At 60.5% G+C, this 13,913-nt stretch carries 12 protein-coding genes; all 12 read left to right on the plus strand.

Going from position 1 to position 13,913, the window contains the following annotated elements; genetic code table 11:
* Nucleotides 1–189 precede the first annotated feature (189 nt).
* The 12 genes from R6X40_RS00355 (at nucleotide 190) to R6X40_RS00410 (ending at nucleotide 13,901) form a co-directional block, all read left to right on the plus strand.
* The gene (locus tag R6X40_RS00355; RefSeq protein ID WP_318410041.1) at nucleotides 190–1,626 is read left to right on the plus strand and encodes an extracellular solute-binding protein; all 1,437 of its coding nucleotides are present in this window, start codon (nucleotides 190–192) and stop codon (nucleotides 1,624–1,626) included.
* A 155-nt stretch (nucleotides 1,627–1,781) separates the two neighbouring features.
* Nucleotides 1,782–2,705, plus strand: coding sequence for a carbohydrate ABC transporter permease (locus R6X40_RS00360; protein WP_113312497.1), 924 nt, complete (start codon nucleotides 1,782–1,784; stop codon nucleotides 2,703–2,705).
* Between the two features lie 10 nt (nucleotides 2,706–2,715).
* Nucleotides 2,716–3,573, plus strand: coding sequence for a carbohydrate ABC transporter permease (locus R6X40_RS00365; protein ID WP_318410043.1), 858 nt, complete (start codon nucleotides 2,716–2,718; stop codon nucleotides 3,571–3,573).
* Between the two features lie 3 nt (nucleotides 3,574–3,576).
* The gene (locus R6X40_RS00370; protein ID WP_318410044.1) at nucleotides 3,577–4,695 is read left to right on the plus strand and encodes an ABC transporter ATP-binding protein; all 1,119 of its coding nucleotides are present in this window, start codon (nucleotides 3,577–3,579) and stop codon (nucleotides 4,693–4,695) included.
* Entirely contained in the window at nucleotides 4,692–5,816 is a 1,125-nt protein-coding gene (locus R6X40_RS00375; RefSeq protein WP_318410045.1) for an ABC transporter ATP-binding protein, read from the plus strand. The genes R6X40_RS00370 and R6X40_RS00375 overlap by 4 nt, the downstream gene beginning before the upstream one ends.
* Nucleotides 5,816–7,393, plus strand: coding sequence for an FGGY-family carbohydrate kinase (locus tag R6X40_RS00380; protein WP_318410046.1), 1,578 nt, complete (start codon nucleotides 5,816–5,818; stop codon nucleotides 7,391–7,393). The genes R6X40_RS00375 and R6X40_RS00380 overlap by 1 nt, the downstream gene beginning before the upstream one ends.
* Complete coding sequence (locus R6X40_RS00385; protein WP_318410047.1) at nucleotides 7,390–8,427, plus strand: 2-hydroxyacid dehydrogenase; 1,038 nt, start codon at nucleotides 7,390–7,392, stop codon at nucleotides 8,425–8,427. Before R6X40_RS00380 ends, R6X40_RS00385 begins: the two co-directional genes overlap by 4 nt.
* A gap of 9 nt (nucleotides 8,428–8,436) precedes the next feature.
* The gene (locus R6X40_RS00390; RefSeq protein ID WP_318410048.1) at nucleotides 8,437–9,105 is read left to right on the plus strand and encodes a class II aldolase/adducin family protein; all 669 of its coding nucleotides are present in this window, start codon (nucleotides 8,437–8,439) and stop codon (nucleotides 9,103–9,105) included.
* Nucleotides 9,106–9,177: 72 nt separating this feature from the next.
* Nucleotides 9,178–10,692 (plus strand): glycerol-3-phosphate dehydrogenase, encoded by a 1,515-nt coding sequence (locus R6X40_RS00395; protein ID WP_318410050.1) that lies wholly within the window; start codon nucleotides 9,178–9,180, stop codon nucleotides 10,690–10,692.
* 10 nt (nucleotides 10,693–10,702) lie between these two features.
* Nucleotides 10,703–11,758, plus strand: a complete 1,056-nt coding sequence (locus R6X40_RS00400) for a class II aldolase/adducin family protein (RefSeq protein WP_318410052.1) — start codon at nucleotides 10,703–10,705, stop codon at nucleotides 11,756–11,758.
* The gene (locus R6X40_RS00405; RefSeq protein ID WP_318410053.1) at nucleotides 11,755–13,044 is read left to right on the plus strand and encodes an FGGY-family carbohydrate kinase; all 1,290 of its coding nucleotides are present in this window, start codon (nucleotides 11,755–11,757) and stop codon (nucleotides 13,042–13,044) included. Before R6X40_RS00400 ends, R6X40_RS00405 begins: the two co-directional genes overlap by 4 nt.
* Nucleotides 13,041–13,901: a TIGR01459 family HAD-type hydrolase gene (locus R6X40_RS00410; protein ID WP_318410055.1), complete on the plus strand. Its 861-nt coding sequence runs from the start codon at nucleotides 13,041–13,043 to the stop codon at nucleotides 13,899–13,901. The genes R6X40_RS00405 and R6X40_RS00410 overlap by 4 nt, the downstream gene beginning before the upstream one ends.
* Nucleotides 13,902–13,913: the final 12 nt, after the last annotated feature.

The following is a 13,913-nucleotide window of genomic DNA, read 5'->3' on the forward strand; positions in this document are numbered from 1 at the left end:
TCCCGGCGAAGGGAGTGAGGGCTGAAGACTGATCCGGGGAGTGGGTCGGTTCAAGTCTTTTCGCAGCGACAGTATCCCGCTTGGTCAGGAGCCACGGGGCATGAGCTGCGATCTGAGGAAATGCCGGTCGGGTAACCGGTGCCGCTCAAGTGAATGAGCATGTTTTGCCCGTGAAGGAGGAGAAGACCAATGCATGAGAAAGAGAAAGACCTGATCAGTGCATTCCTGCGTGGAGAGGTGGACCGCCGCGGAATGCTGAAGGGCCTCGGCGCCATGGGCGTCACGGCTGGTGCTGGCGGTACGCTGCTCAACATGATGTCCACCAGGGCAATGGCTGCCGATTTCGACTGGAAGAAACATTCCGGCAAGACCGTGAAGCTGCTGTTGAACAAGCATCCCTATGCCGACGCAATGATCGCCAACCTGCAGGCCTTCAAAGACCTGACGGGTATGGACGTGAAATACGACGTGTTTCCGGAAGACGTCTATTTCGACAAGGTGACGGCTGCCCTGTCGTCCGGTTCCACCGAATACGACGCCTTCATGACCGGTGCCTACATGACCTGGACCTATGGTCCGGCCGGCTGGATCACCGACCTCAAGGAATGGATCAACGATCCGGAAAAGACCAACCCGAACTATGCCTGGGATGATTTCCTGCCGGGCGTGAAAAACTCCTGCGCCTGGAACGGACAGCCCGGCGGTGCGCTGGGCTCCGACGATGCCAAGCAGTGGTGCATTCCGTGGGCGTTCGAACAGAACAACATCACCTACAACAAGGCGATGTTCGACAAGGCCGGTGTTTCCGTTCCGAAGAACCTCGACGATATGATCTCCGTTGCGGCCAAGCTGCAGAAGGACGTCGGCGGTATCTACGGTATTGGTGTTCGTGGCTCCCGCTCGTGGGCGACGATCCATCCGGGCTTCCTGTCGGCCTATTCTAACTTCAACGAAAAGGACCTGAACGTCACCGATGGCAAGCTGTCGGCGGCGATGGGCACGGCAGGCTCCAAAGCCTTCCATACCAAATGGGTTCAGATGATCCAGGAGAGCGGCCCGAAGGACTGGTCGACCTATACCTGGTATCAGGTTGGTACCGATCTTGGCGCCGGTGCCTCGGCGATGATCTTCGACGCCGATTGCCTGGGCTACTTCATGAACGGCGGCGACAACAAGATGGCCGGACAGCTGTCCTATGCCGCCTTTACCGCCAACCCGGATGCAACGGCTTCGACGCCGAACATCTGGATCTGGTCGCTTGCCATGTCCAATTTCTCCAAGGACAAGGACGCCACCTGGTACTTCCTGCAATGGGCTTCCGGTCCGGAGCACGCCATCTTCGGCGCCACCAAGATGGACTTCGTCGATCCGGTCCGCCAGTCGGTCTGGAAGGATGAAGCCTTCCGCACCAAGCTCGACAAGTATCCGGGCTATGTCGACATGTTCGATGCATCGGCCGCCGGCGCATCGATCAAGTTCACACCGCAGCCATTGTTCTTCGACGTCACCACTGAGTGGGCGGCGACATTGCAGAAGATGGTCGCCAAGGAAGTGCCTGTCGACGAAGGTCTCGACCAGCTGGTCGAGAGCATCGATCGCCAGCTGAAGGAAGCCGGCCTCGGCTGATCTGCCTCCCAAGCAGAAGCCCGGCGCTTGAGAGAGCGCCGGGCACCCGCACACCGGCTGAAAGCCGCCTTGAGACAACCTGAGATGCCGATGGACTGGCGCGGGATGATCCGCGTGCCGCGCGCTTTCTTCAAAGACAAAGAACGGAGCTCGACATGGCTTCAACAGCAACCCTCCGCAAGCCGGCGTCAGGTTTCCGTATCAGCAGGAAGATGCTGCCTTATGTGCTCAGCCTTCCGGCACTGCTCGTCTGCATCGGTATTCTGATCCCCTTCTTCACCGCGGTGATCTATTCCTTCCAGCGCTACCGGCTGAGCCAGCCCTGGGCGCGGCAGTTCAACTGGGGTGAAAACTATCTCAACTTCTTCACCGACCCGGCCTTCTGGAACACGCTGAAAGTGTCGCTGCTTTATGCCGGCATTACCGTGACGCTGGAACTGCTGCTTGGTCTCGGCATCGCGCTGCTCCTGCAGCGCCGCTCGACGGTCAACAATTTCATCTCGATCATGCTGCTTCTACCGCTGATGATCGCACCGGCGCTGGCCGCCCTGATGTGGAAGCTGATGACCAATCCGAGCTTCGGCATTCTCAGTTATCTCGCCAGCCTGATCGGGCTCCACGATTTCCGCTGGGCATCGTCCCCGAGCACGGCATTGCTCACCGTCGTTCTCGTCGATATCTGGGTCTATACGCCCTTTATCATGATCCTGCTTCTGGCCGGTCTGCGCTCGCTGCCGACCCAGCCGTTCGAAGCGGCGGCGCTTGATGGCGTGCCAAGGACTTTCGTGTTTTTCCGCATCACCCTGCCGATGCTGACGCCGTATATCCTGACTGCGACGCTGTTCCGGCTGCTCGACAGTATCCAGCAGTTCGATATCATCTATGCGATGACGCAAGGTGGACCGGGCAATACGCTGACCGTTTTCCAGGTGGAGGCTTATCTCAACTTCTTCCAGTCGACCAATGTCGGCCGTTCCGCAGCGTTGATGGTCATCCTCTGGGCGATCACCTACTTCCTGTCGAACATCTTCATCAAGAACTGGCTGCGGCTGCGCGAACGCGCCCGCGGCGAAGCGTGAGGGGAAAACCATGGAAACCACATCCGCTCTCGAAAAGACGCTCCGGCTGATTGCCCTCACGCTCGTCGTCATCTTTTTCATGTTCCCGATCTTCTGGATCTTCCTGATGTCGTTCCAGACCAACGAAACGATCCTGACGATCCCGCCATCGATCATCTTCACGCCGACGCTGTCGAACTACGCGGCCTTGATCACCGGCAAGCTGACGACGGCAGCGGGCACGCTCGACATTGCCTTCATGCGTAATCTCGGCAATTCGATCTTCCTGTCGGTCACCTCGGTGGCACTTGCGCTCGTCCTCGGTGTTCCTGCGGCCTATGCCTTCGCCCGCCACAAGTTCAAGGGGTCGGAAGATATCGCGTTCACGCTCCTGTCGTTCCGTTTTGCTCCACCCTTGCTCGTGCTGTTGCCGCTGACGCAGTATTTCCAGTGGCTCGGTCTGGCTGACACGTATTTTGGGCTGATCTGGGTCTACCAGCTGATCTGCCTGCCGCTCATCCTTTGGATCGTGCGTGGCTATTTCGAGGATATCTCGGCTGACGTCGAATATGCCTATCGCATCGCTGGACACTCCTGGTTTGCCACCTTCCGCAAGATCGCCCTGCCGCTGGCGGGACCAGGGATCGCGGCTGCCGGTCTGCTTGCCTTCATCTTCGCCTGGAACAACTTTGTTTTCGCGCTGGTGCTGGCATCGGCGGACAAGCAACCGGTGACCGTGGGTGCGCTCGCCTTCGTCACCTCGTCCGGCATCCAGTACGGCCAGATCGCCTCGGCCATCGTGCTTTCGGTCACGCCGACGCTTGCACTTGCACTCTACGCCCAGCGCTACCTTGTCGAAGGCCTGTCGCTCGGCGCGGTGAAGGGATAAATCATGACGACACTGCAGCTTAAAAATATCGTCAAGCGCTACAAGACCAATACGGTTCTCGACAACCTGTCGCTGGATGTCGCCGATGGCGAAACGCTGGTTCTGTTCGGTCCCTCGGGTGCAGGCAAGACCGTGCTGCTCCGGCTTGTTGCCGGTGTCATCGATCCCGAGGAGGGGCAAATCCTGATCGGCGGCGAGGATGTGTCGGATATCGATGCTGAACATCGCGGCATCGGCATGGCCTTCCAGAATTTTGCCCTGTTCCCGCATATGAGCGCCTTCGACAACATTGCCAGCCCGCTGACGGCGACGAATGCCACGAAGGATGCGATCTCGGCGGGCGTGCACAAGGTCGCCAAGCTGCTGAAGATCGACCATGTGCTGACGCATCACCCGAAGGCGCTATCGAACGGTCAGAAACAGCGTACCGCTTTGGCCCGCGCGCTTGCCGGTTCACCGCCGCTGCTTTTGCTTGACGATCCCTTGCGCAATGTCGATGCCAAACTGCGCTTCGAGATGCGGCTGGAGCTTCCACGTCTTTTGGCAGCCCAAGGTGCGACCGTCGTCTATGTGACGCAGGACTACAAGGAAGCGATGGCGCTTGGCGACCGGATCGCCGTGATGTCGAAAGGGCGCATCCGCCAGATCGGCACACCGGAAGATATCTACAACGCGCCTGCTGACATCGAGATCGCCCGGCTGTTCGGCGATCCGACGATCAATCTTCTCAATGTCACGCCGAAATCCGGACCGGAGGGCGTCTATGTAGAGCTTTCGAACGTGAAAGTTTCACTCCCCGGCATGCCATCTGATGTAGTCGGCAAGACATGCGTGATCGGCCTTCGACCCGAAGCCATCGTCTTTACCGAGGCCGGTGCATCGGGCGCCATCCCGGTGACTGTCGAGGCGGAAACACCGCTGAATGAAAAGACCGTGACCTTGGTTCTGACCGCGCGTGGCCGCGAAATCCTGGTGTCGCGCCCAGCGGGAACGCCCGGTCCGGTATCCGGTCCTGCCCATATCGCCGTCAATGGCCAGGCGGCCTTCCTGTTCGACAAGGAGAGTGGCGGCTTGATCCGTTCCACTGCTACCGCGATGACACGCAATGGAGAAGCGGCATGAGCGAGACCGCACTGATCATCAAGGGCGTCGACAAATTCTATGGTCCGATCGATCATGGTGTCCATGCCGTCAAACAGCTCAACATGGATGTGAGGAAGGGCGAGATCATCGCGCTTCTCGGCTCGTCCGGCTGCGGCAAGACTTCGACCTTGCGAATGATTGCCGGTTTCGAGGCCGTCTCGCGTGGCACGATCGCGCTGAAGGGCCGTGAGGTTCAGACCTTCGCGCCGGTCAAGCGCAACGTCGCCATGGCTTTCGAAGGCTATTCGCTCTATCCGCCGCTGACGGTGCGTGAAAACATTGCCTTTGCACTGAAGGCCTCGAAGCTCTCCCAGAGCGTCGTCGATGAGAAGGTGGCCAGCATCGCCAAGCTGTTGGAGATCGAGGATATCATGGGACGTTATCCCAGCTCGATCTCTGGGGGCCAGCAACAGCGTGCTTCGCTTGGCCGTGCGCTCATCCGCGATGCCGATCTGCATCTGCTCGATGAGCCGATGGGGCAGCTGGAGCCGCAGCTGCGCGCGCTTCTGCGCGGCCGCATCAAGCATTTCATCAAGGAACGCGGGCTCACCGCTATTCTCGTGACCCACGACCAGACGGAAGCCAATGCGCTGGCCGACCGGATCGCAGTCATGGAAGGCGGCGTGCTGCAGCAGTTTGATACGCCACAGATGATCAAGGAACGCCCGGCCAATCTGTTTACCGGCACCTTCGTTGGCGAGCCGCCAATGAACGTGTTTTCTGCGGGGATTTCCGGCTCGGGCGATACCGTATCCTTCGGTCTGAATGAAGGCGTGAAGCTTGACTACAAGGCGTCGGATTTTTCGCCTGACGTGCGCGCCGAACTGATGAAGCGCAGCAAGGTCGTGCTTGGCATCCGGCCCTATGCCGTCCGCCGCAGCGAAGGCGGGGTCGGCGCGAAGGTGGCCGTCAATCAGTGGCTCGGCGACCAGACGCATATCGCTGCCGATTTTGCCGGTGGTACGATGGTGCTGGTCGAGCATGACCGGACCAATCTGGCGATCGGCGAGAATGTCGGCATCCGCCTTGATCCCTCAAGCCTGCATGTGTTCGATGGCGAAAGCGGCCGGGCGATCAGCCATGGGCAGGAGCTTGCCTGATGCGCGACATCCTGATCGGAATCGACGCGGGAACCTCCGTCATCAAGTCGGTCGCCTTCGATCTCGGCGGTAAGCAGATTGCCGCCTGCGCCATCGCCAACAGCTACGAAAGTGAGGGCGGCCGGGGCGTCGTACAGGACCTCGACCGGACCTGGGCCGATACCGCCAAAACGCTGTCCGATCTTGCCGGCAAGGTCGAGAACCTCGCCAGCCGGGTCGCGGCGATCTCCGTGACCGGGCAGGGCGACGGCACCTGGCTGATCGATAAGAACGGTAATCCCGTTGGCAAGGGCTGGCTGTGGCTGGATGCCCGTGCCGGCGATACGGTGGAGCGGTTGCGGCGCGATAGTGGTGATGCTGCCCGGTTTTCTCATACCGGCTCCGGCCTTGCCGCCTGCCAGATGGGTTCGCAGCTCCGATGGATCCTGGAAAACGCGCCCGGGATGATTGACGGTGCGACCACCGGGTTTCATTGCAAGGACTGGCTCTATTTCAAGCTGACCAGCCAGCGGGCGACCGATCCCTCCGAGGCCAATTTCACCTTCGGGGATTTTCGCACCCGGCAATATTCCGAGGACGTCATCGATTTTCTCGATCTGAGGAAACAACGCTACCTCTTGCCTGAGATTGTCGATGGTGCTGTCACCCGCCACGCGCTCAGCGACAGTGCTGCCGCCCTGACCGGGCTTCTGGCCGGAACGCCCATCGTGCTGGGGTATGTCGATGTAGTCTGCACCTCGCTCGGTGCCGGTCTTTACGAGCCGGGCACAGACACAGGCTGCTCGATCATCGGCTCCACAGGTATGCACATGCGTCTGGCGAAAGGTGCGGATGATGTTCAGCTCAACACGGATCTGACTGGCTACACCATGTGCCTGCCCATTCCCGGCCATTATGCGCAGATGCAGTCGAACATGGCAGCGACCTTGAATATCGACTGGATCCTGTCCGTGGCAGGCAGCGTGCTGAAGGGCATGGGTATCGAAAAGAGCAAACCGGAGCTTCTCGGTCATGTCGAGGATTGGCTTTCGCAGGCGAAGGAAACCTCGCTGCTGTTCCACCCCTATATTTCCGAGGCAGGCGAGCGCGGTCCGTTCGTTGATGCTTCGGCGCGGGCGTCTTTCATTGGGCTCGACATGAAGCATGGATTTCCCGACATGGTCCGGGCCGTGTTCAACGGTCTGGCGATGGCGGCACGCGATTGTTACGTCGAAATGGGACCACTTCCATCGCGGGTGCGGCTGACCGGTGGGGCGGCGCGCAGCGCTTCCCTGCGGCGCATTCTCGGCGGCGCGCTCGGTTCCTCAGTGCAGACCAGCGAGCGGGAAGAGGCGGGTGCTGCGGGAACCGCGATGATCGCCGCCGTCTCGCTTGGTATCTACAGCTCGATGGAAGAGTGCGTCAAGGAATGGGTCACCCCCTATCAGCGGCAGGCCGAACCTGCCGACAAAGCCATGGCGGCGCGTTTCGACGCGGCGTTTCCACTCTACAGGCAATCGCGCCTGTCCCTACGTCCGGTCTGGCATGCCCTTTCCCACGGCAATGCCCCGGTATCTGAACAGGAAAGACCATTATGAAGAAGATAGCCATCATCGGAGACCGGTTCATGCTGCCGACGGTCTTTCGCGACAAGGTCGTGGAGGCCTGTGGCGAGGGGCATGATATCCGGCTTCTCGAACAGCCTTGGCCGGATGAGCCGATGGAGCACGGCTATGCCGTCGAGGGCATGGACGGCCTGAAGGAATATGTCGGCAAGGCCGACGATATTATCGAGTTCGTCGGTGACGCAGAGTTGGTTATTACGCAACTCGCGCCGTTTTCCCGCGGCATGTTTTCCCGGCTGCCGAACCTGAAGTTCATCGCCGTTTCGCGTGGCGGACCGGTCAATATCGACATGACGGCCGCGCGCGATGCTGGCGTTCTCGTCGTCAATACGCCCGGGCGCAATGCCAGCGCCGTCGCCGAATTCACGCTCGGGGCTATCCTTGCCGAAACCCGGCTGATCCGCTCCGGCCACGAGTCCCTGCGCAAGGGCGAATGGCGTGGCGAGCTTTACCGCGCCGACAAGACCGGCCGCGAGCTTTCGGAAATGACGGTTGGCGTCGTTGGTTACGGCAATATCGGCACAAAGGTGGTGCGCCTGCTGCGCGCCTTCGGAACCAAGGTTCTGGTCTATGACCCCTATGTCCAGCTATCGGCCGATGACCGCAATGCCGGTGTCGAACATGTCAGCTTCGATGACCTGCTCAGCCGCTCCGACTTGGTGACGTTGCATTCGCGGGTATCGGACGAAACCCGCAACATGATGAATGCCGAGAGCTTTGCGAAGATGAAGCCGGGTGCGATCTTCGTGAATACGGCGCGCGGGCCGCTCTGTGATTACGACGCGCTCTACGAAGCGTTGGTGAATGGGCCGCTGGGTTCGGCAATGCTGGAGACATTTGCAATCGAGCCGGTGCCCGTCGACTGGCCGCTGCTGCAGCTTCCGAACGTGACGCTGACGCCGCATATTGCCGGGGCTTCGGTGCGCACCGTCACCTATGCCGCTGAAATGGCGGCCGAAGAGGTGCGCCGCTACATCGCCGGCCTGCCGCCGGTCAATCCCTGCTAAGGCCATATCATGACAGAGAATTACGTTCGCCAGTCGATCATAGACCATTGCCGCAAGATGAATGCTCTCGGCATCAATCAAGGCACATCCGGCAATATCAGCGCGCGCTATGAAGACCGGATGCTGATCACGCCATCGGCAGCGCCCTATGACGAGATGACGCCTGATATGATCGCCTCGCTGCCGCTGGAGGGCGAGTATGGCACCTGGGACGGCCCGCGCAGACCTTCGACGGAATGGCGCTTTCATCTCGATATCATGAGGAGCCGGCCGGAGGTTCAGGCTGTCATTCACACGCATGCGATCTATTCGACGATCCTTGCCATCGCCCACAAGCCGATCCCTGCCTGCCACTACATGATCGCCGCCTTCGGTGGCGACGACGTTAAGGTCTGCGACTATGCACGCTACGGCACCAAGGAACTTTCGGACAATATCCTCAAGGCGATGGAAGGCCGCACGGCTTGCCTGATGGCCAATCACGGCATGCTCGTCACCGGCGCCAGTCTCGAAAAGGCGATGTGGGCGGCCGTTGAGCTCGAGACCATTGCCAAGCAATATTACCATGCGCTTTTGATCGGCGGCGCGGTGGTGTTGTCATCGGAGGAGATCACCGGCGTCCGCAAGGGGTTTGCGAGCTACGGATTGCAGGACGGTGCAAAGAAGGCTTCTGGGTGATGACGGAGACCGTGGGATCTGACGTGTACTTGTTCGAGACGGAACCGGTGCCGTTCAACAGGAGAAGCGATCGTGAGCGCTGAAGCCGACATCATCGACCTGTTTATCATCGGCGGCGGCGTCAACGGTGCGGGGATCGCGCGCGACGCGGCCGGGAGGGGGATGTCGGTTGTTCTCTGCGAAAAGGATGATCTGGCGCAGGGTACCAGTTCGCGCTCCGGAAAGCTCGTGCATGGCGGGCTGCGTTATCTTGAATATTACGAATTCCGGCTGGTGCGCGAGGCGCTGATCGAGCGCGAGGTGCTGCTCGAATCCGCGCCGCATATCATCTGGCCGATGCGGTTCGTGCTGCCGCACAGCGCGTCCGACCGTCCGGCATGGCTCGTTCGCCTCGGCCTGTTTCTCTATGACCATCTCGGCGGCCGCAAACGCCTGCCGGGCACGCGCACGCTCAATCTGCGCACCGCGCCGGAAGGGGCGCCGATCAAGACGGATTATCGCAAAGCGTTCGAATATTCCGATTGCTGGGTTGATGATGCCCGTCTGGTGCTGTTGAACGCGCTCGATGCGAAACAGCGTGGTGCAAAGATTTATACGCGAACTGCCTGTACCTCGGTGCGCCGCGATGGCGATCTCTGGGATATCGAGATGACCGAGGCCGGCACCGGCCGCAGGACCGAACTCAAAGCGCGATGCGTGGTCAATACCGCAGGCCCGTGGGTCAATGATATCATTGGCCGTGTCGCCGGGTTGAACTCCCGCCGCAATGTCCGTCTCGTGAAGGGCAGCCACATCATCGTGCCGAAATTCTGGGAAGGGCGGCAAGCCTATCTGGTGCAGAACCCGGACAAGCGGGTGATTTTCATCAACCCTTACGAAAACGATCTGGCGCTCATTGGCACCACCGATATTCCCTATGAAGGGCGCCCGGAGGACGTGAAAGCCGATGCCAACGAGATCGCCTACCTGATCAAATCGGTGAACCGCTACTTCAAGCAGCAGCTTGCAGAGAGCGATATCGTTCACAGCTTCTCCGGCGTGCGGCCGCTCTATGATGACAATGCCGAAAACCCCTCTGCCGTGACCCGCGACTATATTTTCGAGGTCGATGCGGCCGATGGCAAGGCGCCGCTTCTGTCGGTGTTCGGCGGCAAGATCACGACGTTCCGCAAGCTTTCCGAGCATGCGCTGGAGAAGATCCGGCCGTTCTTCCCGGCGATGAAGCCGGGCTGGACGTCCAAGGGCATTCTGCCCGGCGGCGATATGCCAAAGGCGGATTTCGAGCAGTTTCTTGGTGACCTCAGGGCAAAGTACCGCTGGCTGCCGGCCGATCTCGCCAAGCACTATGCGAGGCTCTACGGTACACGCGCCTATGACCTCATCGGCAACGCGGCGTCGCTCGACGATCTGGGGGCTTTCTTCGGAAAATTGTTGCGCGAACGCGAAGCACGGTTTCTGATCGAGACCGAATGGGCGCAGACGCCTCAGGATATTCTGGAGCGCCGCACCAAGCACGGGCTGCACATGACGCCAGCCGAGCGCGAGGCTTTTACATCCTGGTGTCTGCACCAGCCGCAGGCAGCTTGAAGAGGAAATCATGGTGAGAAGTTCTGAATTCGAAGCTCTTCTGGATGTCTCGGCACGGGTCGGTGCCGACCCGGCGCTGGTGCAGGCCGCCGGTGGCAATACCTCGATCAAGGAGGGCGGCACGCTCTGGATCAAGGCGTCCGGCCTTTGGTTGATGCAGGCACGCCAGCGTGACGTGATGGTGCCGGTCGCGCTCGATGCCTTGCTGGACGCGCTGGAGCGGGACGATCCCTCGACCGAGAAAGCGCAGGATTTTGTCATCAAGGATCGCAATCCTTCCGGGCTTCGTCCATCGATCGAAACGACCGTGCATGCGCTGATGCCGCAGAAGGTGGTAATCCACGTCCATTGCGTCGAAACCATTGCGACCGCCGTCCACGTCAATGGCGAGACTGTTGCGGCGTCGAAACTCTCTGGCATTCCGCATGTCTTCGTGCCCTATGCGCGCCCGGGTCTGCCATTGGCAAAGGCGATTGCCGCGCGGATAAGGCCGGATACCAGCGTGTTGATCCTCGGGAACCACGGGCTTGCCGTTGCCGCCGAAACTGTGGCGGAGGCGGAACGCCTGCTGGCCGAGGTTTCGCAGAGGCTGGCTTTGCCACGCCGCAAGGCACCCGACGCGGACCTTTCGGCCTTGTCGCGGCTTGCAGTCGGCAGTCAATTCACTCTGCCCGAGGACAGCGTCATCCACGATGCTGCAACCGATCTGGCAAGCTGCCGCATTGCCGCCGGCGGTAGTCTTTATCCGGATCACGTTATCTTTCTCGGCCGCGGTTCCTTCGTCGCGGCACCCGGCGATACCGCCGCATCGATTGCGGAACAGCATCGCGCCGAAGGCACGACAATGCCGCCGACACTGCTGTTTCCAGGCAAGGGGACGCTGGTCTCAAAGGAGATCACGGCCGGCGCGCTTGCGATGGCGCGTTGCCTGTCGGATGTGCTGGGCCGCATCGGCGACGGCGCCCGGCTGCGCTATCTGACAGATGCGGAGAATGCCGAGCTTCTCGGTTGGGATGCGGAAAAATACCGGCAGGAACTGAATCGGGCCGGAAAGACGTTGCAATGATCACTGCTGCAAACAGGCCGCTGGTGATCGGTATCGATATCGGCACATCCGGCGCGCGCGCGGTGGCGATGGATACAGCTTTCAACGTCGTCTCGTCCGGATCGTCGAAGCTTGCGGATTTTTCCAGCGATCACCGTGATCCGGTCATCTGGTGGAGAGCGGTACAGACAGCATTGGGGCAGGTGCTTGACGCGATCGACCGGGCGCAAGTCCGTGCGATCGCGATCGATGGCACATCCGGTACCATGCTGCCTGTCCGTGCCGATGGTGCGCCGCTTGCTGTTCCAATGATGTATAACGATCCGGTCGAGGACGCGGATATCCTCAGCCGCATCGCCGCCCACGCGCCGAGGGAAAGTGCCGCCCATGGTGCGACGTCGGGGCTGGCGAAGGTGCTGACGTTTCAGTCCATTCCGGACGTCTTCCGGATTATCCATCAGGCAGATTGGCTGGCCGGGCATTTCACCGGGCTCTACGATGTGTCCGATGAGAACAACGCCTTGAAGACCGGCTACGATCCGGTCTCGCGCAGCTGGCCGGACTGGATTGCCGCGACGGGTGTGCGGGTCGATCTGTTGCCCGGCGTTCTGCCTGCAGGATCGCCAATTGCAGGTATTTCCGATGCTGCTGCGGAAGCCTTCGGTCTTTCGGGCGATGTCGTCATCGTCGCCGGCACCACGGATGGCTGCGCTTCGTTTCTGGCGACCGGTGCCGATCAGCCGGGCGATGCCGTTTCGGCGCTTGGCACTACGCTGACCGTGAAGATGCTGTCCGACCGGCCGCTGTTTGCGCCGGAATATGGCCTCTACAGCCACCGGATCGGCGATATGTGGCTGGCGGGCGGTGCCTCCAACACCGGTGGAGTGGTGCTGTCGGCACATTTTGACAATGACCGGATCGCAGCGCTTTCGGCGGAAATCGATCCCGCGACGGATACGGGGCTTGATTATTACCCGCTGGTCAAAGACGGCGAGCGGTTTCCGATCAACGATCCGGCGATGAAGCCGCGGATGGCGCCGCGGCCCGACCGGGATGCGGAGTTCCTGAAGGCGATCTTCGAGGGCATCGCGGGTGTTGAAGTGCTGGCCTATCAACGGCTCGTCTCCCTTGGCAGTCCACCGCTGCGCTCCATCCGCACGGTTGGCGGCGGCGCGAAGAACGTGGTCTGGACGGCGATCCGCAAACGGACGATGCCAGTTGACTTTTTGGCTGTGGCTTCGGAAGAGGCTGCTGCCGGGACGGCCCGGCTTGCGTTGAGCGGTGCGAAATCGGCGGGTGTGTTATGACAGGTAGGCCACTGACAATTTCCGGTCTGGATGAGATTGCCGGGCAGTTCGATGCTTTCCTGATCGACCAATACGGCGTGCTGCGAGACGGCAGGGGGCCTTATCCCGGTGCAGTGGAAACCCTTATTCGTCTGAAGCAATCCGGCAAGACGATCATCATTCTGTCCAATTCCGGCAAGCGCTCGGCAGAGAACGACCGCCGCCTAACCGCGCTCGGCTTTGATCCGCGCAGTTGGGACTGGTTCCTGACATCCGGGGAGGTAGCCTGGCGCATTCTCCAGTCTGAAAGCAGGGGGGGCAGCAAAGGCGGAGGGCGCAAATGTCTGTTGATCAGCCGCGATGGCGATACGTCGCCGCTGGACGGGCTCGATCTGATGCGCACCGACAGTGGCGATGATGCCGATTTCATTCTTCTGGCTGCAAGCGAGGGCGATGTGCGGCCGCTGTCCTATTATGAAGCCATGCTGGCACCTGCAGCCAAACGAGGCGTACCGTGCCTTTGTACCAATCCGGACAAGATCATGCTGACGCAGGAAGGCACGGCCTTCGGGGCAGGGCGGATCGCTGAACTTTACGAGGAACTGGGGGGGCAGGTGCGTTGGATCGGCAAGCCGTTTCCAGACATCTATGCGACAGCGCGCGAATTTCTCGGATCGATCGCGCCAGATAAAATCTGCTGCATCGGCGACAGTATCGAGCACGATATTGCCGGGGCAGCGGGCGCCGGACTGAAATCAATACTGGTGACAACCGGCATTCTGGAAACTGCGACAGATGCGGAGCGCCAGGCGCTGTTTGCCCAACATGCAGCCACACCCGACTTCATCCTGCCGACCTTCATCTGGTCAGAGAATTAGCGCTCGTCGCGC

Source organism: Rhizobium sp. PL01 (assembly GCF_033447125.1).
Lineage (GTDB): Bacteria > Pseudomonadota > Alphaproteobacteria > Rhizobiales > Rhizobiaceae > Pararhizobium.